This window comes from Bacillus sp. FSL M8-0063 (genome assembly GCF_038005545.1).
In the GTDB taxonomy this organism is placed as follows: domain Bacteria; phylum Bacillota; class Bacilli; order Bacillales; family Bacillaceae_G; genus Bacillus_A; species Bacillus_A wiedmannii.
Map to the genome: position 1 here is coordinate 3953534 of NZ_JBBOTJ010000001.1, position 19013 is coordinate 3972546.

At 36.6% G+C, this 19013-nt stretch carries 21 protein-coding genes and 1 other annotated feature; all 21 genes read right to left on the minus strand.

Going from position 1 to position 19013, the window contains the following annotated elements; genetic code table 11:
• Positions 1-13: 13 nt before the first annotated feature.
• The 21 genes from MKX31_RS20135 to MKX31_RS20235 all read right to left on the minus strand — a co-directional run bounded on the left by MKX31_RS20135 (position 14) and on the right by MKX31_RS20235 (position 19010).
• Positions 14-1936, minus strand: a complete 1923-nt coding sequence (locus MKX31_RS20135; protein ID WP_098111525.1) for an ABC transporter permease — start codon at positions 1934-1936, stop codon at positions 14-16.
• Positions 1911-2687: an ABC transporter ATP-binding protein gene (locus MKX31_RS20140; RefSeq protein ID WP_000114530.1), complete on the minus strand. Its 777-nt coding sequence runs from the start codon at positions 2685-2687 to the stop codon at positions 1911-1913. Before MKX31_RS20140 ends, MKX31_RS20135 begins: the two co-directional genes overlap by 26 nt.
• Positions 2688-2780: 93 nt before the next feature.
• The gene (locus MKX31_RS20145) at positions 2781-3863 is read right to left on the minus strand and encodes a HAMP domain-containing histidine kinase (RefSeq protein WP_088048071.1); all 1083 of its coding nucleotides are present in this window, start codon (positions 3861-3863) and stop codon (positions 2781-2783) included.
• Positions 3853-4560, minus strand: a complete 708-nt coding sequence (locus MKX31_RS20150; RefSeq protein ID WP_063261314.1) for a response regulator transcription factor — start codon at positions 4558-4560, stop codon at positions 3853-3855. The genes MKX31_RS20145 and MKX31_RS20150 overlap by 11 nt, the downstream gene beginning before the upstream one ends.
• Before the next feature lie 137 nt (positions 4561-4697).
• Positions 4698-5981 carry a GTPase ObgE gene (gene obgE, locus MKX31_RS20155; RefSeq protein WP_000497117.1) on the minus strand — a complete coding sequence of 428 codons (1284 nt, stop codon included), beginning with the start codon at positions 5979-5981 and terminating at the stop codon, positions 4698-4700.
• Positions 5981-6529 (minus strand): sporulation initiation phosphotransferase B, encoded by a 549-nt coding sequence (locus MKX31_RS20160; RefSeq protein ID WP_064474697.1) that lies wholly within the window; start codon positions 6527-6529, stop codon positions 5981-5983. The genes obgE and MKX31_RS20160 overlap by 1 nt, the downstream gene beginning before the upstream one ends.
• A gap of 63 nt (positions 6530-6592) precedes the next feature.
• Positions 6593-6883 (minus strand): 50S ribosomal protein L27, encoded by a 291-nt coding sequence (gene rpmA / locus MKX31_RS20165; protein WP_000944957.1) that lies wholly within the window; start codon positions 6881-6883, stop codon positions 6593-6595.
• Between the two features lie 3 nt (positions 6884-6886).
• The gene (locus MKX31_RS20170) at positions 6887-7231 is read right to left on the minus strand and encodes a ribosomal-processing cysteine protease Prp (RefSeq protein WP_002008596.1); all 345 of its coding nucleotides are present in this window, start codon (positions 7229-7231) and stop codon (positions 6887-6889) included.
• An 11-nt stretch (positions 7232-7242) separates the two neighbouring features.
• Complete coding sequence (rplU, locus tag MKX31_RS20175) at positions 7243-7551, minus strand: 50S ribosomal protein L21 (protein ID WP_000270907.1); 309 nt, start codon at positions 7549-7551, stop codon at positions 7243-7245.
• A gap of 14 nt (positions 7552-7565) precedes the next feature.
• Positions 7566-7643, minus strand: a sequence feature (ribosomal protein L21 leader region).
• Positions 7644-7720: 77 nt separating this feature from the next.
• Positions 7721-9109 carry an Rne/Rng family ribonuclease gene (locus tag MKX31_RS20180; RefSeq protein WP_064474696.1) on the minus strand — a complete coding sequence of 463 codons (1389 nt, stop codon included), beginning with the start codon at positions 9107-9109 and terminating at the stop codon, positions 7721-7723.
• Between the two features lie 67 nt (positions 9110-9176).
• Positions 9177-10037 (minus strand): stage IV sporulation intramembrane metalloprotease SpoIVFB, encoded by an 861-nt coding sequence (gene spoIVFB, locus MKX31_RS20185; RefSeq protein WP_064474695.1) that lies wholly within the window; start codon positions 10035-10037, stop codon positions 9177-9179.
• Positions 10030-10776, minus strand: coding sequence for a stage IV sporulation protein SpoIVFA (gene spoIVFA / locus MKX31_RS20190; RefSeq protein ID WP_064474694.1), 747 nt, complete (start codon positions 10774-10776; stop codon positions 10030-10032). Before spoIVFA ends, spoIVFB begins: the two co-directional genes overlap by 8 nt.
• 133 nt (positions 10777-10909) lie before the next feature.
• Positions 10910-11707, minus strand: coding sequence for a septum site-determining protein MinD (gene minD, locus MKX31_RS20195; RefSeq protein WP_064474693.1), 798 nt, complete (start codon positions 11705-11707; stop codon positions 10910-10912).
• A gap of 2 nt (positions 11708-11709) precedes the next feature.
• On the minus strand, positions 11710-12396 hold the full coding sequence (gene minC, locus MKX31_RS20200) for a septum site-determining protein MinC (protein ID WP_064474692.1): 687 nt from the start codon (positions 12394-12396) through the stop codon (positions 11710-11712).
• 35 nt (positions 12397-12431) lie between these two features.
• The gene (gene mreD / locus MKX31_RS20205; protein WP_000975757.1) at positions 12432-12977 is read right to left on the minus strand and encodes a rod shape-determining protein MreD; all 546 of its coding nucleotides are present in this window, start codon (positions 12975-12977) and stop codon (positions 12432-12434) included.
• A gap of 14 nt (positions 12978-12991) precedes the next feature.
• Positions 12992-13843, minus strand: coding sequence for a rod shape-determining protein MreC (gene mreC, locus MKX31_RS20210; RefSeq protein WP_064474691.1), 852 nt, complete (start codon positions 13841-13843; stop codon positions 12992-12994).
• 41 nt (positions 13844-13884) lie between these two features.
• On the minus strand, positions 13885-14904 hold the full coding sequence (gene mreB / locus MKX31_RS20215; protein WP_000466737.1) for a cell shape-determining protein MreB: 1020 nt from the start codon (positions 14902-14904) through the stop codon (positions 13885-13887).
• Positions 14905-15061: 157 nt separating this feature from the next.
• A complete protein-coding gene (gene radC, locus MKX31_RS20220; RefSeq protein WP_001013378.1) occupies positions 15062-15739 on the minus strand; it encodes a DNA repair protein RadC in 678 nt (225 codons plus the stop codon).
• Between the two features lie 46 nt (positions 15740-15785).
• Complete coding sequence (locus MKX31_RS20225) at positions 15786-16361, minus strand: Maf family protein (RefSeq protein ID WP_064474689.1); 576 nt, start codon at positions 16359-16361, stop codon at positions 15786-15788.
• 220 nt (positions 16362-16581) lie between these two features.
• Positions 16582-17544: a stage II sporulation protein B gene (locus MKX31_RS20230; RefSeq protein WP_098111522.1), complete on the minus strand. Its 963-nt coding sequence runs from the start codon at positions 17542-17544 to the stop codon at positions 16582-16584.
• Between the two features lie 164 nt (positions 17545-17708).
• Positions 17709-19010 carry a bifunctional folylpolyglutamate synthase/dihydrofolate synthase gene (locus MKX31_RS20235; protein ID WP_088048067.1) on the minus strand — a complete coding sequence of 434 codons (1302 nt, stop codon included), beginning with the start codon at positions 19008-19010 and terminating at the stop codon, positions 17709-17711.
• Positions 19011-19013 lie beyond the last annotated feature (3 nt).

Genomic DNA, 19013 nt, shown 5'->3' on the forward strand with positions numbered 1-19013 from the left:
GCTAGAGGTTTCTCTAGCTTTGCACGTGTTTCAAATATCCCCTTTGCGCGATCATAAAGTAAATCGCAGAAGCTACAATGTATGCTCCAATTACAATCGCACCTGATTTCCATAAATCAATATAAAGCATTTTCCCTAACGTATGAAGAGCAAATCCACTATGAATTGCACCGATCAAAATTGGGATAAAGAAGATAACGCCCATTTGTCGAATCGCAATTTTACGAATTTCTTTATCTGTCATACCGATTCTCTTTAACGATTTAAATTGAATACGATCTTGTTCTTTATCGTTAAACCATTTAAAGTATGTCATACTACAAGCGAAAAAGAAGAACAGTACAGCTACGAAGAAACCGATAAACATCGTAATTGCTCCTGATTCCCTTATATTTTTATAAGCAAACACCGAGTTATTTAATTCCCCTTGCTTATCTGGTGCAATTTCCTTTTTCAAATCTAACACAAGGTCTTCCGTACTTTTCCAGTCTTCTATATAATAACCATAATATTTCGTCTTTTCTTCATCTGGTACGAGCTTTGCGTATTTCTCAAAATCTTGATCATTCACAATGAGATATTCACTATCATTAAAAACAGAAAATGAAGTTGGATCATTTAATTGAACAGACTGCGTTTGTCCGTTAATTTTAATTTCATACGGTTTCGTACGATCTATCTTCATCATATCGTTCGCCATATCCATTACGACCATCGTTGCACTACCTGGTGCATTATGAACTTCTCTAACTTGCTCTCTCTTTTGTTTACGTACTTCAGCATTATATTCTTTTTCTGAAACAATCGCCATCGGTACTTCATGTTCACTGTTAAACATCGTGATTTTTTGAGTTCCAGGAAGTTTTACGTACATTACTTCTCGCGCTTCTTCAAATCCGTGTTTTTTTATTAATTCTTTTGCCTTTCCTTCTTTGATGACATTATGCGTATTTATTCCCTTTTCCTCATACGAAATAGCATGCGGGGTACTAGTTACTGCCTTATAACTCATATCCTCAAAAAATACGTACAGTGTACCAACTGCTGAAGATACAACGGCCGTAATGATAGAAATTACAAATAGAAAACGAGCATTATCTTTCATTTTATAAATAAGATTGCTAAGTACGAACATATTTGGATATGTATAAAAAGATCTTTTTCTTTTTTGCAATGCTTTTAATACGACTGTACTACCTTGTGTAAACAGTAAATAAGTTCCGCCTATCGTCAGCCCTACAATCGGTAAAAACAGAATGACAAAATTCATAAATGTCACTTGGAAGCTCAGTACATATGCAACAATAATACATCCTATACCAACTACACATAACGATGTAAATGCAAAAGGTTCTACTTTTTGTTTTCTTGCTTCTCTTAATAAATCAATAATTTGCAAGCGTCCTACTGTCCAAACGCTAAACAATGATAGGATTAAAAATAGAATAAAGTATACACCCGCTGTAATCAAAACTGCTTTACTATTCCATATGAGTGGAAGTGTTTTATCTATTTTCAATATAACGCTTAATGCTTGGAAAAATAATTTTGAACAAAGCATGCCAAGCCCAATACCTACTACAATTGCAATGCTACCTAACATAAGCTGTTCTAATATAATCATTCGGCCAAGTTGAGATTTCGTTCCGCCTATTAATGTTAATAGACCAAACTCTTTTTTTCTGGCTCGTAAAAATGTTGAATTTGCATATAAAATAAAGAGTGCTGAGAAGATGACTACAATATAATTCATCGATTCTAGCCCTTTTGAGATCATCCCTCTCATACTAATATTACCACTTACGACATCTGGATGATAAATAAAGGAAGCATACATGAAAAATACGACAATCGATAAGCAGCTACTAATAAGGAAAGCTTTATAATTACGCCAATTTCCTTTTACGTTATTAAGCGCGAGCTGGCGAAAGTTCATGATATTCTCCTCCTAGCATCGCAAGTACGTCCAGAATTTCTTGGAAAAAGGCTTGTTTCGTTCTTCCTTTATGTATTTCTGAAAAAATTTCTCCGTCGCGAATGAAAAGAATACGTTCGCAATAACTCGCCGCTACTGGATCATGCGTTACCATTGCAATTGTTACTTTCTTTTGTTCATGTAAGTCTTGCAACGCACTCATTAATGATTTTGCTGACTTTGAATCTAAGTTTCCAGTTGGCTCATCCGCTAAAATTAACGTCGGTTCATGAATGATCGCTCTCGCAGCTGCTGCACGTTGTTGCTGTCCGCCTGATACTTCATATACTTTTTTATTTAATATTTCTTCGATATTTAAGAACTTTGCAATCTCAAGCACTTTTGCATCGATTTCATTTACAGATTTCTTCGCCATTACAAGTGGTAAAATGATATTTTCTTTAATCGATAACGTATCAAGTAAGTTAAAATCCTGGAAGATGAATCCTAAATGTGTACGGCGAAACTCCGCTAATTTTGCAGCACGCATTTGATTAATTTCTTCGCCATTTACAAGCACATGACCTGAAGTTTGCTTATCAATTGTTGCTAATAAATTTAAAAGCGTTGTTTTCCCGCTTCCTGAAGGACCCATAATCCCTACAAATTCGCCTTCTTCTATTTTAAAATTTATATCATTTAAAGCAGTCGTCGCTACTGAACCTTTTGATTGGTACACCTTCGTTAATCCTTTTACTTCAAGAACACTCATTTCTAATCCCCCTATGTGTTTTCTTCTTACATTTACTATAAGAAAAATAAGAAAAAGAAACGAGTGATTTCCCTTACAAAACGTTTTGTTATCTTACAGTTTTGTCATTTTTCTCATTAATGTATGATATTCTTCATCTTTTGCAAATTGGAACGTGAATGTTGTCCCTTCCCCTTCAGCCGATTGCACATAAATACCGTGATGTAAATTATCACAAATTTCCTTCGTAATATATAAACCCATTCCAGTCGCTTCTCTCGTTTTACGGCCATTTATTCCCGTAAAGAATGGATCAAATATACGCTTTACATCTTGCTTTGGAATACCAATTCCATTGTCCTTAATATGTAGTAACACCTTTTGATCTTTCTCTTCAATTTGAAATTGAATTTCCTTTTTCTCTGCTTCTGAAATTTTCGTATACTTAATTGCATTTACAACAATTTGCCCTATAGCAATACTGAGCCATTTTCTATCAGATGCAACCATACAAGTATCTTCATCAAACATTACTTTCGGAAATACCGACGATTGAATGAAAGATTTTCGATTTTCATTAATAATACCCCTGATGATATCTATCACATTTACTACTTCTACTTTATAATCTTTCGCAAATTGCTCTAACCTTGCCATATGTAACGCTAAATCTAAACCATTTAGTATGCGGTTATTTTCTTCACGAATACTTTCAACTGTTGCTCTTGCTTCACGATGCTCTTTACCAAACTTTTGTAAAAGCAATTCTATAACCGATACTGGTGTTTTCATTTGATGAATCCACTGGTTCATAAATATCATTTGTTGTTGTTCTTTCGCATGTTGTTTATGAATTTCATTCATATATTGCTGTCTTAATAGCGTAAACGATTCAACAACCATCTCTTGCTCTGACGTATAAGAAGTATCAATAAGTAAAGAATCGTGTAATGTATTTCCGCTGGCAACATATTTTTCAATTCTTTTTAAAAATATACTTCGTTTTCGATAATCGTAAATGAGGTATACAGTAACTACAACCGTCCCTAATAAAAGCCCATATAACCACGTACTCCAATCAATGGATCTTTTTTCTAAAAGACTTTGCAACTGCAAAACGAGCCCAAATAAACAAAGGCTAACAATATAAGAAAGAAGTAGAGAAAAGCGGTCCAAGAGGTAATTTTTAACCTTCATGCCCTTCGCCCCACTCTGTAAGAAGCGCATAACCATATCCACGTTTCGTTACAATGGCATTTTTAATGCCTAGCTCCTCTAGTTTCTTCCTTACGCGTTTTACATTTACGGTTAATGTATTATCATCAACAAAAGCTACCTCATCCCACAGGGCTTCTAACAGTTCTTCACGCGTTACATACTGATTTGCTTGTTTCATTAAACATTCTAATAAGTAAAATTCATTTTTTGTCAGCTCCGTTTGTTGCCCCTGCCACTCAACAATGTGCTGGGACGGAAATAACAACAGTCCATTTACACCTAAACAATCACTCTCAGCAACAGAGGCGTACTCACCATATCCACGGCGAAGTGCACTTTTCACTTTCGCCATTACGATATCTAAATGGAATGGTTTTGTAATGTAATCATCTCCGCCATTCTCGATTGCCATTACTTGATCCATTTCCCCTGTTCTTGCAGAAACAAAAATAATCGGCGCATTCGATACAGTACGAATTTGACGACACCAATAAAAACCATCAAAATATGGTAAATTAATATCCAGTAATACGAGATGAGGATTTATTTTCACGAACTCATCTTTTATATGACGTAAATCACTTGCTCTAAATGATTGATAGCCATACCTTTCTAAATGCTCCTCTAATATTCCCGCTATTTTTTCATCGTCTTCTACAATTAATATTTTATACATGTTCGTTTTCTCCCCATAAAAAATTCTTCCAAAACCACTCCTTGTTCTATTATAAATTGAAAATTTAATTAGTGGGGAATTTTTCCTGTACGAATCAGACTTTTACAATAAAAAAAGACTGCCATATTTCGGCAGTCTTAATCGATAAATTCAAATTGATATTCAAGAATTTTTACAATATCTCCGTCTACTGCACCACGTGCACGAAGGGCTTCATCAATACCCATTCCACGCATTTGACGAGCAAATCGGCGTACAGATTCATCACGTGAGAAGTCTGTCATTTTGAATGTTTTCTCAATATCATAACCAGAAATAACAAATGTACCATCACTTTCGCGTGTAATTTCAAAATTAGATTCAGATTCAAATTTGTACATTACACTTGCTTCAGATTCTTCTACATCATCGTACATTGGGAATTCTGGTGTTGTTTCTAATAAGTTCGCTACTTCAAATAGTAAGTCACGAACACCTTGTTTCGTTACAGCTGAGATTGGGAAAATTTTCACTTCGTCTCCCAATTTCTCTTTAAATGCTTGTAAGTTTTCTTCTGCGCCTGGCATATCCATTTTGTTTGCAACAACAACTTGTGGACGCTCAGTTAAACGCATATTGTATTCTTTTAGTTCACTATTGATTGTTACATAATCTTCATATGGCTCACGGCCTTCTAAACCAGACATATCGATAACGTGCACGATTACACGTGTACGCTCAATATGACGTAAGAATTGGTGTCCAAGTCCGACGCCGGCATGTGCGCCTTCAATTAGTCCAGGAAGGTCAGCCATAACGAAGCTGCGGTTATCACCAGTTTCAACAACACCAAGATTTGGAACGATTGTTGTAAAGTGATACTCTGCAATTTTCGGACGCGCTGATGATACAACAGATAATAATGTAGATTTACCTACACTTGGGAATCCAACAAGTCCAACATCTGCTAGCACTTTAAGTTCTAGCGTGACATCACGTTCTTGACCTGGTTCCCCGTTCTCAGCGATTTCTGGCGCTGGGTTCGTCGGTGTTGCGAAACGTGAGTTACCACGACCACCGCGGCCACCCTTTGCGATTACAGCTGTTTGTTCATGCGTTACTAAATCGGCAAGAATTTCACCTGTTTTTTCATCTTTTACTATTGTTCCTGGTGGAACCTTTACGATTAAATCTTCAGATTTACGACCGTGCTGACCTTTACTCATTCCGTGCTGACCACGATCAGCTTTGAAATGACGTTGGTAGCGGAAGTCCATTAATGTACGTAAGCCTTCCTCAACAACAAAAACAACATCTGCACCTTTACCACCGTCGCCACCTGCTGGGCCACCTTTAGGTACATACTTCTCACGACGATACGCAACCATTCCGTTACCACCGTCGCCGCCTTTTACATATATCTTGACCTGATCTACAAACATTATTTCACCACACTTTTTTCGATTGGTTGTAATATAACTGAGACTTCTTCGTCTCGTACTGTATAAGAAATGGAATACCATTTATTGTTTTGGTTCGCAAGCCAATTCTGTAGTTCTTCTACACTCGTTAGCTTACCACGAAAATCAAAAAAGAAACGAGCATTCTCCGCGTCACATTCAATTGTGATACAAACATAATTTTCAACATATACGTCTAAACTATGCTGAAGCATTGAGAAAAATTGATTCGTCCATGTACATACAATCTCATCTAAGTGAGATAAGTTATGTAATTCCCCTAATACTTCGTACTCCAATAAGCACGGCTGCTGTTTCCAATTATATGTTAAAATCCACTCTGAAAATAAAGGCATTGATAGCCCTATCAGATTGGATTCTTGTCTCGCTTCTTGGACAAAACGATCGATGAGACTATGAATCTCTTCCACTTTTCCAAGGGAAAGGTTTCCTTTCACCATCTGCATACGATTGAGCCAATCATGTCTTGAATGACGCAATGCATCTATAATTGTCCATTTTTCATTCATTTAGATACCCCTTAATATAGAAAAACTCTAACCTGCACTCAGGTTAGAGTTTTCCGTGAGTTCTTATGCTTCTTGAGCAACAGGATATACGCTCACTTGTTTGCGGTCACGGCCAAGACGCTCAAAGCGTACTACGCCGTCAACTTTCGCGTATAAAGTGTCATCGCCACCACGACCAACGTTAACACCTGGATAAATTTTTGTACCGCGTTGACGGTAAAGAATTGAACCACCTGAAACCGTTTGACCATCTGCGCGTTTAGCACCAAGACGTTTTGACTGAGAGTCACGACCGTTCTTTGTACTACCTACACCTTTCTTAGATGCGAAAAACTGAAGATCTAATCTTAACATACGTTACACCTCCTGCACTTTTTCTATTAAACGGATATACTTTCCGTAATCAAGTTCGATCGTCTTAAGCGAAACAACCAATCCTTCTAAAAGTATCTGTGCTTTTTCTGCTGTATGAACGTCTAAATCATTAGGCAATTCATACGTTAAGAATCCGCCATCACTTCCGAGTTCAATAGTTGCCTGCACATTACAAAGTTCTTCCACTGCATTTATAGAACCAAACACAACCGCTGTAGTTCCAGCACAGACAAGATCTTGTCCATGTGGCGCATAATTGGCATGTCCAGTCATTTTAAATGATTGGATACTTCCTAATTTCGTGCGACTTATCGTAATTTTAATCATGTTAACCTGAATTAAGCGTTGATAGCTTCAACAACTAGCTTAGTGTAAGGTTGACGATGACCTTGTTTCTTACGATTGTTCTTTTTCGCTTTGTATTTGAAAACGATGATTTTCTTAGCGCGACCTTGTTTTTCAACTTTCGCAGTAACTGTTGCACCTTCTACAACTGGGCTACCAACTTTAACGTTTTCGCCACCAACGAAAAGAACTTTGTCAAAAGTAACAGTTTCACCAGCTTCAACATCTAATTTTTCAATGTAGATTGCTTGACCAGCTTCAACTTTAATTTGTTTTCCACCTGTTTCGATAATTGCGTACATACTTGCACCTCCTCTTAATTACTAAGACTCGCCAAAAACGAGGTAGACATAAATGCCTTTAGGGAACCTGTCTTGTGCGGTTGTAGCATATAGCCGTTTAGGTGCTATAAACTATAACATAAAGATGTTATCATGAATCATAGACGGTTGTCAATAAATGTTCTACTAACTATTTTTTCCGTTCTACAATTTCTGTTTTACTTCCAAAACGGACAATTGCATACTTTTCGATCATATCATCTTTGAAATAAATTTCAAATGGAATATTTTTTTGTAATTCTTTTTGCAAAAATTGTTTTTGCAGATTTTTAGGTGCAGCGATTAATACTGCCTCATCCTCTATATTGCCATATGTGATTAGCTCTCTCTCTAACTCATACGCAATTGTTTCATATGACATCACATACCCCGTCGCTTTGCAAGGTACACATTCTTCTAGTAATACGTCGCGTAAAGAATGTTTCTTACGTTTACGTGTCATCTCCAAAATCCCTAACTCTGTAAAACCGAGCACTCTTGTATATGTGCGATCATTTTGCATAGCAGCCATGAGACTTTCTCTTACCTTTTCTTTATCTTCTCTTCTTTTCATATTAATAAAATCAATTAATATCATACCACCGATATCACGCAGTCTTAATTGACGTGCAATCTCTTCAGCTGCCACTTCATTTGTACGAAGGACTGTATCTTGTAAATTCTGTTTTCCAGTAAACTTGCCCGTATTCACATCAATTACAGTCATCGTCTCCATTTGTTCCACAATTAAATAAGCACCATTCGGGAGCCACACAATTTTTTGAAGTGCTTTCTCGATTTCACGCTCTATTCCAAAATGGTTAAACATTGAAGATTTTTCATTATAAAAAGATACTTTTTCTTTTCCGATCTTTTCTTCTAATTCTTTTACTATACTTCTTGTATCTACAACTACTTTTTCAATCGTTTCAATCGGATTCTCTTGGAATACACGATCTAAAAAGGTCGCTGGTCGATGAAGTAGTAACGGTGCCTTTCCTTGGCCCTCTTTTCTTTTTAGCTCTTCATATAACTGCTGTAACCTTTGCATTTCAGCTTGTATTTCTTCAATTTCTCCTTTTTCAGAAGCAGAGCGGAAAATATAACCTCCTGTCCCTTCTACCTCAATTTGGAGTAGCTGTTGCCTTCTTTTATTATTTTTTATTTTTCTAGAAACCGCACGCATTTCATCATATGGCATATAAACGACATATTTCCCGGTAAATTCTACGTTCGCCGTCAATTTCGGCCCTTTCGTATCAATTGCCTCTTTCACAACTTGCACGAGTACTGCTTGCCCTTCATGTATACGATAAGAAGATGGTACATCATCGTATGAAAGGTACGCATGTTTTTCTAAACCGATGTTTACAAAAGCTGCGTTCATTCCAGCAATCGTTCTTACGATACGTCCAACATAAATATGTCCAACAATCTCTTGTTCTTCATTTCGTTTCCATAAAAACTCAACAATTTTTTTCTTCTCTTCAATTGCAACGCGTTTCTCCGATCCTGCATAGTTCATATATAACGTTTTCAAAATTCTTTCCTCACTTTATAATCTTCTTTGCTTTTACAATAATAAAAGGTTAGTGCTATCGTCAACACTAACCGATTAATTCTTCAACAGATGAAGTTGTTCGTTTTTCAGTAAAATACGCATAGAGTAATTCATTTTCATCCAATGTGTAATGTTCTTTATATTTTCCATGGACGATAATAGAGTGCTTATACCCTCTACGAAATTTTGTGAATATCTTATATAAATGATCTTCTGATTGCACTTCAATAGGTGCAATCTTTTCAATTCCTCTTTTGTTCCCATAATAACGTTCTAATAAAAAACGCATAAAGGCATACTGTCTTTGTTTCCACTCTTGATATAACGACACCGCTAAAAATATGAGTAGTACCCACATCATAATATTGTTACTATTCCAAAGTAACTGCCACACTAGTATTACACCAAAAAAAACACATGATAATTTCATCATCTTTTCATGTGCTTGTAAATAAGGAAAACGATATGATAATACGTTAAACAATACTTTTCCACCATCAAGCGGCCAAATAGGTAGTAAATTAAATGCTAAAATAATTATATTATTCCATATAAAGAAATAATATAAATCCGCACCCAGCCAACCAGCTTCAAACACTATATAACCTACCAGCATCATCCAAATATGTTGTATAGGCCCTGCAATTACAACAACAAGTTCCTCTTTCAATGACTTATTCCCATGTTCCTCAAGCTCAGCCACACCACCAAAGGGTAAAAGTTGAATCTTTTTAATACGCCAATTGTAGTGTGCCGCCGCAAAAGCATGCCCAAGTTCATGGATAAGAACGATACAAAATAACAGTAGTAACTCTTTAAAACGTGCCGTAAAAATACCAATGACAATAATAACCCAAAACAACGGATGCACTGAAATCTTCGTTAAAACTTCTCTATATTTAATCAAATGAAATCACCTGAATCGGGTCAATAAATTTTTCATTCTTTTTTATCGCGAAATAAAACTTACCATTTTTATTATTTGCATCATTATTCACCGTTCCAATTTTTTGTTTCTTTGAAACGTAATCATATAATTTCACTGTCATGTCATTTAAATTCGCATACCACGATTCTGTTCCATCTGCATGCTGAATTTGAACCGTATTACCAAGTTCCTCTTTCTTACCTGCAAAAACAACTAGCCCTTCATTCACTGACTCAACAGTTGCATTTGTAGCTGTTTGAACAAATACACCTTGGCCATTTTTTTGAAACCCTTGCATCACCTTTCCAGAAGCAGGGATGGCATAATCTTTTTGCTGAATAGTTCCTTCTTTTTTCTCAGTAGGTGAATAAAATACGAGCGGTTTTCCAAACTGCTTTTCGTACCATTTCGCTACAGTAGCAAACTGAAATTCTTCTTTCATCACTTTTTCTGTAACAGCTTTAGCACCGTCGAAAGAAGAGGGTGCATTCTTATATAAAATAGCGACAGAAAGAACTAATATTGCTGATAACAAAACTTTGAAGAAAAATACTTCTTTTTGAAATAAAGGATGAATTTCCTTTTCTCCTTCTTCAATAAATACTGTTTCACTATCAAAATTCCCTCCAGCAAAATACTGTTCTTCCTCCATCCTTTCTTGCTCTGCTTTTCTTTTCGCAATCCGTTTTTTAATTTCTTCTACACGTCTATTCTTCATACTGTCTCCTTTCTTTCGTTAAGCTAATTTAAATAGAAACAGTTGTATACAGTTTGTACATATGTATGAGCTAAGAAAGGAAGATATTCGTGTGAAGAAAAAAGAAAGCACTTCGCATATGCGCGAAGTGCTTTTAACGGATTCCAAAGAAGTTTTTCACCTTTGTAAATACCGATACCTTTTCTTGTCCAAATGCTTGCAATGGTACATTCTCACCCAACAAGCGTCTTGCAATATTACGATAAGCTAACGCTGCTTTTCCGCTCGGTTGCAACGCTACAGGTTCACCTGTATTTGTAGCACGAATAACTTCATCATCATCCTCGACAACACCAAGAAGCTCGATTGACAATGTACGTACGATTTCATCAACATCTAACATATCCTGCTCATGAAGCATATGACTACGCACACGATTAATAACAAGTTTTGGTGGTTCAATATCCTCTTTTTCTAAAAGCCCGATAATACGATCCGCATCGCGCATCGAGGATACTTCTGGCGTCGTAACAACGATTGCTTTATCCGCACCAGCTACCGCATTTTTAAATCCCTGCTCAATCCCCGCAGGACAATCAATTAATATGTAATCATAATCTTGACGTAATACTTGTATTAATTCATCCATTTGTTCAGGTGTTACCGCTGATTTATCACTCGTTTGTGCTGCAGGTAATAAATAAAGATCATCAAAACGCTTATCTTTAATAAGCGCCTGAGGTAAACGGCAACGCCCTTCAACGACATCAACAAGATCAAATACAATACGATTTTCCAGCCCCATTACTACGTCTAAGTTTCGAAGGCCGATATCTGTGTCAATTAAGCACACTTTCTTTCCAGATAACGCCAGGGCTGTACCAATGTTCGCAGACGTTGTAGTTTTACCTACTCCGCCTTTTCCAGATGTAATTACTATTGCCTCTCCCACAGCTATACAATTCCCCTTTCTAACTTTGTTAAATTAGGTCTAAGATGAGTGAGAAGTTGCAGTCGATCGACAACAATGTGATTGTTCTCATTAATATACGCACATTCTGCCGCCTCCGCTCCGTCTTCTTTCTCTTCCGGAGCCCGCATTGCCACATCACTAATTCGAAGTTGCATCGGGTTCATATCAGATGCAGCGATTACAGCCTCCGAATCCCCATAATACCCAGCATGCGCAATTCCTCTTAATGATCCTACGACAAAAATATTCCCTCCAGCGATAACCGTTCCGCCTGGATTAACATCTCCAATTAACAATAAATTTCCTTTTACATGTAAAACTTGTCCAGAGCGAACAATTTTGGAAATAGGGACAATTTCTGTTTCTTCTTTCCAAGCTATTGCTTCTGCTTTCGTGATAACATCACTTTCAATTGAATCCACAACAAGATTCTTTTTATTACGAATTAACGTACGAATCTCTTCTTGTTGGACTTCTGTTAAATAACGATTTCCCACTTTCACATGCACTTCAATTAAAGAGCGCCCATCACCATCATAGTAATGTGTAGAAAGCTTTTCATCCAATTCCTCCAGTAATTCAGAGAATGAACAACAATCATCTAAATGAAGCGTTATTCCGTCTTTTGTCCCTTTTATTGTTACATTTTGTTGCTTTTTTTCTTCCACTAAAGTTCACCCCACCGATTCAATTCGACATAAAATTAGAAAATCCTTTTTTCTTTTTCTTCCATCGCTTTTGAAAGACGCACTAAATATCGTCTCAGTGGGAAACAAACTATCAATAAGAAAATTGCATTTAGCAATAAAGTAGACAGGAGACGATCTGTGAAAAAGACATACGCTGACATATGAGTACGTCCTAACAAAGTTAAAAATCCATACACATAATACTCTAGTGCTACAATGCTAGCTAGTACAATAGAAGCAACAATAAATAAATTCAATTGTAGTATCTTCATCACACTATAAACTAAATAAGCTAAAATCGGATACGCAAATATATATATGCCGACAAGTTCTGTGTATACGGTATCAAATAAGAAACCAAATAAGAGTCCGTAATAAATCCCTTGGACCGGACTATAGTACACAGTAATAAAACATAACACAATTATAAAGAAATGAGGTGCTGCTATACTGTCTTTCCAAAAAACCTCTGTTGGAACAATAGTAGCAAACATATTTTCAAATAGAAAAACAAAAAGGAGCAAAAGAGGAAGAGCTGCTCTTTTTAGAATCTTCATCATCTCTTCTCCCCCTCCTATTCTAATGGCGCTGAAGGCGTTGCACGTTTAGCAACCATAATATGCTCTACGTCATTCAAGTCAGCGGCCGGTTTTACATAAGCTGTTTTTGTTAAGCCGTATGGATCTGGCTGAACATCAACGATTGTTCCAATTACAAGACCTTTCGGGAAAATATCACCAAGTCCAGATGTTACAACTAGTTGATCTTTTTTCACGTCTGCATCAGAGCCAATCTTTGTGAAAAGAAGTAAGTGCTTTTCTTTGTCGTAACCTTCAATCAATCCAAAGATCTTCTCATCACCTTGTACGATAGCAGAAACACGATTTGTTCGACTCATAGAGCTTAGCAATTCTACTGATGATGTAAACTGGGATACACTTTTCACTCGTCCAACTAGACCTTGTGAAGTTACTACAGCCATATCTTTTTTAATTCCTTGCTGTGCCCCTTTATCAATTCCAACTAAATCGTACCATTTATCTGGATTACGAGAAACAACAGTAGATGGAATTTCAGTATATTGGCTATTCAACTCTTTTTTACCCGTTAACTCTTGTAACTTCTTGTTATCATCTTCTAATTGTTTTACTTTCCCTGATAGACCTGCATAATTATCTAATTTTGCTTTTAATTCTTTATTCTCTTCATACGTGCGCTTTACATCCTCTACATTTTCGAAGAATCCAGCTACGTATTTCGCTGGCTTTTGGAATACACGTTCTACAACACCGACAGTGTCTTTAACAAACTGCTCTGGCCATGTTAAACTGTTCCGTTCTTTCAATGAGATTCCAATCAATGCCACGAGAAGAATAATACTAACTAACAAAACAATTAATCTTTTGTTTAAGAAAAACTGTGGCACGTTCACACCCTCTTAATTTCATTGATTTTTATTTTGCAATATTATCGAGCAGCAGTTTTGAAAAGATCGATATTGTCTAATGCTTTACCCGTTCCAATTGCTACGCAATCTAATGGATCTTCCGCAACAAGAACTGGCATATTTGTTTCTTCACTAATCACTTTATCTAAGTTACGTAGTAATGCTCCGCCGCCTGTTAATACGATACCACGGTCCATAATGTCTGCCGCTAATTCAGGTGGAGTTTTCTCTAACGTATTTTTAACAGATTCTACAATTGCATCTACTGTATCTTTTAATGCATCTGCAATTTCTTCTGGCTGAATTAGTACTGTTTTTGGTAAACCACTTACTAAATCACGACCGCGAATTTCCATAGGCTCGATACCTTCTGGCTCGCCTGCAGAACCGATTTCTAATTTTAATGCTTCAGCTGTTCTTTCACCAATCATTAAGTTGTAGCTTTTCTTAATGTACTGAATGATTGAATCGTCCATATCATCACCAGCAACACGAACTGATTGACTTGTTACAATACCACCTAAAGAAATGATTGCAACTTCTGTTGTACCGCCACCGATATCAACAACCATGCTACCAGTTGGTTCCCAAACAGGTAAGTTCGCACCAATTGCTGCTGCAAATGGTTCTTCAATTGGATAAGCGTCACGAGCGCCCGCTTGACGAGTCGCATCGATTACTGCACGTCTTTCTACAGCTGTAATACCAGACGGTACACATACCATTACGTAAGGCTTACGTGAGAAGAATCCATTTGATTTTTGAGCTTGTTGAATGTAGTATTTCATCATTGTTGCTGTCGTTTCGTAATCAGCAATTACACCGTCTTTCATCGGGCGAAGTGCCACAACGTTTCCTGGTGTACGACCAATCATTTGTTTTGCATCGCTACCTACAGCAACGATTTGTTTCGTATCAGTTTGTAACGCTACTACTGAAGGTTCACGTAAAACTACACCTTTTCCTTTTACATATACAAGCGTGTTCGCAGTTCCTAAATCTATTCCAAGATCGCGAGTAAAGCCACCAAATCCAAACATATTATTTATCTTCCTTTCTTGTTTTCACGGACTCATTTTTTCTTACTTTATATTATAAAAACAGTACGTTTTTTATATCTTTATCCTTTTTGTAGATAAATTTCTACAAAAAACTCATAAATCACATTATAAAACAAAATAAGTAAAAAGCATAGTCTTAAATATGACCTTTTTCCTTTAAACTCACGAATTTATGGTCGCCTATTATAATATGGTCAAGCACTTCAATTCCGATAATCTGGCCGCATTCTACTAACCGTTTTGTTACTTCAATATCTTCTCGGCTCGGCGTGGGGTCTCCTGAAGGATGGTTATGAAGACATATGATGGAGGCTGCTGCACGACGGAACGCTTCTTTAAAAACTTCCCTTGGATGTACAATTGATGTGTTTAAACTGCCAATGAAAATCGTTTGCCTATGTATAACTTGATTTTTTGTGTTCAAATATAAACATACAAAATGCTCCTGCTGCAGGAAGCGCATTTCTTCCATCATATATCTCGCACAATCTTCTGGGCTTCGAATGCTGTATCTATTTTGATATTCTAAACGTACCATTCTTCTACCGAGTTCAAAAGCAGCTATAAGCTGGGCTGCCTTTGCAATCCCAACACCATGTATACTGACAAGCTCTTCTAACGTTGCATCTTTCAACATGCGTAAACCATCAAAGTGATGTAAAATTTTATCTGATAACTTTAAAACTGTTTCTTCTTTAGAACCTGTTCTGAGTAAAACTGCAAGAAGCTCCCGATTTGATAAACTTCCAGCTCCTTCTAACAATAAACGCTCCCGTGGCTGTTCTTCTTTGACAACATCACGAATACCGTTCATTTCTCCACCCCTTTATTTGTTCTTTCAAAGAAAATCCCATGCAATTTTACGCATGGGTTATATCAATATTAAATTGTTTTAATTCCCGAACAAGACGTGAAATTGGTAAACCGACTACACTATAGTAATCCCCTTGAATATGTTGAACAAAAATAGATCCTTTACCTTGAATTCCATAACTTCCTGCTTTATCAAGAGGCTCTTTCGATGCAACGTATACGTCAATTTCCTCTTCTGTTAATTCCCAAAACGTAACTTCTGTACGCTCGTAAAAAGTGACTGTTTTGTCTTTTGTTATAATTGCAACACCAGTATACACTTCATGTGTTTTCCCTGATAATAATTGCAACATTTCTTTCGCCTCACCCTCATTAGAAGGCTTTCCAAGAATACGCGATTCATATGTAACAATTGTGTCTGCACCTAACACAATATGATCACTGTTATTTTCTGCTACTGCAGATGCTTTTTGCAGGGCAAGCGACATAACAATATCAGAAGGTGATGAGTACGCACCAATCGTCTCTTCTACTTCACTTACAATGATTTCAAATGGTACATCCGCTAACTCAAGCAGTTCCTTCCTGCGAGGTGACCCTGATGCTAAAATAATTTTTCTCATATTTTCTCCTTCCTTTCTCACATGAAGCAGAATCATTTACATCAATCGTATCAAAGGAATAGTTTGTCCACAAATGAAAGAAATATTATTTTCTCTAAATAAAATAATACTTTTTACTAAAATACGATTATATTCCTGCCATAGAGAAAGCATTTTGCTCTAAATTCAAAAGAAAAGAAAGAAGTACCTATACTTCTTCCTTCGTCATTTCATTATCCTATTATTTCACCTTTTGGGAAACAATTTTTTCATATGAAAGTATACCATCAATAATAACTTGATTTAATTTCGCCAAAGATTCCTTATCACCTTTTCCATCCTTCACTGTTTGCACAGCTACTGACGTATACATATACAATTTCTTTGCTTCTTCCTGCTTCATACTTTTTCCTTCTTTTTCAATTGCTTTCCACTCTTTTTCAATCGCACCTATATCTTTTGCATTACTTTTTCCACTAACTTGTACGCTGGAAGCATATTTTGCTAAATGAGTATATAATGGCTGTACTTTTGTTAAAAACGCCCCAACTTCTTTATCATCTTTAAGTAACGCTTTATCTGTTATATCCCAGTTCTTTTTCAATACGGAGACATTATCATTTTTATACTGCGTCATTAATTGATTTATGCCTTGTTCATCGCTAGCAACACCAACAACTAATGCATACTTATCACCGCTCGGTTTTAAAACTGCAACGCCTCCATTACCTTTCCACTCTTCAAGAGCGGCCTGTCCCTTTTCTTCGGAAGAATAAATTCCTCCTTGCACAAAAAATAATTTCATTGGATCTAATGACGTTCCTGTCTGTGCTTTTTGTTTTTCTTCTTTTGGTGCCGGTGTTTGTTCTGCCGTTCCGCCCACCTTTGATTCTTCATTTCGCATCTGCTTCGAAGCTGTTACTTCGCTTCCCCCTGTCGCACCTTGTCCTTTCAGTAACTGTAGCATTCCCATCCCAAACGCCGTACCAATAACAATTGCAGTTGCAACGATTGCAATTAACGTATTGCTCCACTTCTTTCGTTTTTTTTCCTTAAACACCAATTTCGCTTTTTGAAACGGAACAACGTTTTTCGGCCTTTCACTTTCTACTACCATCCATTCAAATTCATCTTTCTTCTTCTCCTCATACTTAGCTTCTGCTCCATTCACTTTCACTGAGATCGTTCGTGATTGCTTGTCCATACACTCACACCTCACCTCTTATCGTTGTCCGCATCATATCATATTCATTTCACAAAAAAACGAGATATTTGTCAGAGGAATTCGCCAAATAACCCTATATATTTATCTTATATGTATGCATTTGACTTCATTTGTAGAACAAAAAACTAGATAGCAAAGACTATCTAGTTTTTCTCGCGAATATATTTTCGAACTTCCGAAATGAAATAAAGAGAACCTGTTATGATAAAAACATCATTTTCTCCAATCATTTCAACCTTCGTATCAATTGCCTCTTTCCAATTTTCAAAAACTAATTTTGACTTTTTCTTTGAATACGATGCAAGCTTGTCAGCAGAAATAGCACGATCAAAGGCGAATGTTGTAAAAATAATTTCATCGGCAATGGTTTCTAATTGATCTACCATATTATGCAATTGTTTATCACCTAGGGCAGTAAATAAAACTATTACATTTTTATCTTTGTAATGTGATTCTACTGTTTTCACAAGACTTTCGATACCTTCTGGGTTATGGGCACCGTCTATAATAATATCTGGATTGCTTTGCAGTTTTTCAAATCGCCCAATCCAATACGCTTCCTGTAATCCAGTTCTTATTTCTTCTTCCTCAATTAAAAATGATAAGTATGTTTTGACATACATGACTGCCATAAGTGCAAGTGCTGCGTTTCCTACTTGGTGAATACCTTTCATTGAGATTCGCACATCTTCAAAGCTGGCAAAGGGACAAGTGAAATCGAACTGTTCTCCATCTTCACTAGACTGTTTATGTAACGCTGTAAAATGCTTGCCCATCTCGTATAAGTTTGCATGATTTTCCTTTGCAACTTTTTGAATGACTTGCAATGCTTCCTCATCTCGTACACCAGTAATAACTGGAACACCAGATTTAATAATCCCCGCTTTTTCATATGCAATTTCTCCTAGTGTGTTCCCTAAAATATGCATATGATCGTGGCCGATATTTGTAATAATCGTAAGAACAGGATGAATAACATTCGTAGAATCAAAGCGCCCTCCAAGCCCTGTTTCAAATAAAACAACATCACAGAAATTAACTTTACCGAAATAACAAATTGCCATAACAGTAATAATTTCAAACTCAGTCGCTTCCCCTAAATCCGTCTCATCTAGTTTTTCAACGACTGGCTTTACCATCTTTACAAGTTCAGTAATCTCTTCATCTGCAATTGGTGTCCCGTTCACACTAATACGTTCGTTAAATGTTTCAATATATGGAGAGGTAAATGTTCCTACCTTATACTTTGCATCTTCTAACATGTAGCGCATATATGTTAACGTTGAACCTTTTCCATTTGTGCCAGCAAGATGAACACATTTTATGTGACGCTCTGGATTTCCAAGCTCTTCTAGCATCCATCTCATTCTTTCTAATCCTGGTTTAATACCAAACTTCAATCGGCTATGAATCCACCCTATCGCTTCTTCGTATGTATGTATCACGTA

Excerpts from the sequence above, each read along its gene's own strand:
- MKX31_RS20145 (WP_088048071.1), bottom strand. The coding sequence starts at position 3,863 with ATGAAGGTTAAAAATTACCTCTTGGACCGCTTTTCTCTACTTCTTTCT.
- mreB (WP_000466737.1), bottom strand. The coding sequence starts at position 14,904 with ATGTTTGGATTTGGTGGCTTTACTCGCGATCTTGGAATAGATTTAGGA.
- MKX31_RS20170 (WP_002008596.1), bottom strand. The coding sequence starts at position 7,231 with ATGATTAAAATTACGATAAGTCGCACGAAATTAGGAAGTATCCAATCA.
- mreD (WP_000975757.1), bottom strand. The coding sequence starts at position 12,977 with ATGATGAAGATTCTAAAAAGAGCAGCTCTTCCTCTTTTGCTCCTTTTT.
- MKX31_RS20140 (WP_000114530.1), bottom strand. The coding sequence starts at position 2,687 with ATGAGTGTTCTTGAAGTAAAAGGATTAACGAAGGTGTACCAATCAAAA.
- MKX31_RS20160 (WP_064474697.1), bottom strand. The coding sequence starts at position 6,529 with ATGAATGAAAAATGGACAATTATAGATGCATTGCGTCATTCAAGACAT.
- MKX31_RS20230 (WP_098111522.1), bottom strand. The coding sequence starts at position 17,544 with ATGGACAAGCAATCACGAACGATCTCAGTGAAAGTGAATGGAGCAGAA.
- obgE (WP_000497117.1), bottom strand. The coding sequence starts at position 5,981 with ATGTTTGTAGATCAGGTCAAGATATATGTAAAAGGCGGCGACGGTGGT.
- MKX31_RS20225 (WP_064474689.1), bottom strand. The coding sequence starts at position 16,361 with ATGAGAAAAATTATTTTAGCATCAGGGTCACCTCGCAGGAAGGAACTG.
- radC (WP_001013378.1), bottom strand. The coding sequence starts at position 15,739 with ATGAACGGTATTCGTGATGTTGTCAAAGAAGAACAGCCACGGGAGCGT.
- spoIVFA (WP_064474694.1), bottom strand. The coding sequence starts at position 10,776 with ATGAAGAATAGACGTGTAGAAGAAATTAAAAAACGGATTGCGAAAAGA.
- MKX31_RS20150 (WP_063261314.1), bottom strand. The coding sequence starts at position 4,560 with ATGTATAAAATATTAATTGTAGAAGACGATGAAAAAATAGCGGGAATA.
- rplU (WP_000270907.1), bottom strand. The coding sequence starts at position 7,551 with ATGTACGCAATTATCGAAACAGGTGGAAAACAAATTAAAGTTGAAGCT.
- rpmA (WP_000944957.1), bottom strand. The coding sequence starts at position 6,883 with ATGTTAAGATTAGATCTTCAGTTTTTCGCATCTAAGAAAGGTGTAGGT.
- MKX31_RS20135 (WP_098111525.1), bottom strand. The coding sequence starts at position 1,936 with ATGAACTTTCGCCAGCTCGCGCTTAATAACGTAAAAGGAAATTGGCGT.